1 protein-coding gene is annotated in these 856 nt (G+C 63.1%); it reads right to left on the reverse strand.

The window, feature by feature from the left end; translation table 11 throughout:
* Positions 1 to 856, reverse strand: an 856-nt coding sequence (locus NA8_RS32245; protein ID WP_157107050.1) for an amino acid adenylation domain-containing protein, incomplete at both ends; no start/stop codon positions are given.

An 856-nucleotide genomic window follows, 5' to 3' on the forward strand; every position in this document is an offset into this window, starting at 1 on the left:
ACGACCGCCTGCGCGACTTCCTCGAGGCCGGTCAGCGCCTGCTCGATCTCACCCAACTCGATACGCAGACCACGCAACTTCACCTGGAAATCGGTACGACCCAAATACTCCAGCTCACCGTGCTCGCTCCACGCCACCAAGTCACCCGTGCGATACATCCGCCCACCAGGCCCCCCATACGGATTCGCCACGAACCGGTCACTGGTCAGATCCGGGCGCGCGACATAACCCCGCGCGAGCTGCACACCCGCGAGATACAACTCACCCGCCACACCCACCGGCACCGGACGCAACCGCGCATCCAACACGAACACCTGCGTGTTGAACACCGGCGCACCGATCGGCACCGACTCGGTATCAGCATCCACGACCTCATGGAAAGTGACGTCGACCGCCGCTTCCGTAGGACCGTACAAGTTGTGCAACGCCGCACCGGTCAACTCCCGCAACCGACGCGCCGGCTTCGGCGGCAACGCCTCACCCGAAGCGAACACCAGACGCAACGAATCACACCGCGCCGCAGCAGCATCAGCCACGAACACCGCCAACATCGACGGCACGAAGTGGGTGACCGTCACCTTCTCGGCGCTGATCACCTCCGCCAGATACGCCGGATCACGATGACCATCCGGCTTCGCCACCACCAACCGCGCACCGACCTGCAACGGCCAGAAGAACTCCCACACCGACACATCGAACGTCGCAGGCGTCTTCTGCAACACCACATCAGCGCCGGTCAACTCGTAAGCGGACTGCATCCACACCAAACGGTTCACGATCGCCGAATGCGACACCGCCACACCCTTCGGACGACCCGTCGAACCCGACGTGAAAATCACATACGCCGTATTCGACG

Origin of the sequence: Nocardia arthritidis NBRC 100137, from assembly GCF_001612765.1 — a bacterium.
In the GTDB taxonomy this organism is placed as follows: Bacteria; Actinomycetota; Actinomycetes; order Mycobacteriales; family Mycobacteriaceae; genus Nocardia; species Nocardia arthritidis.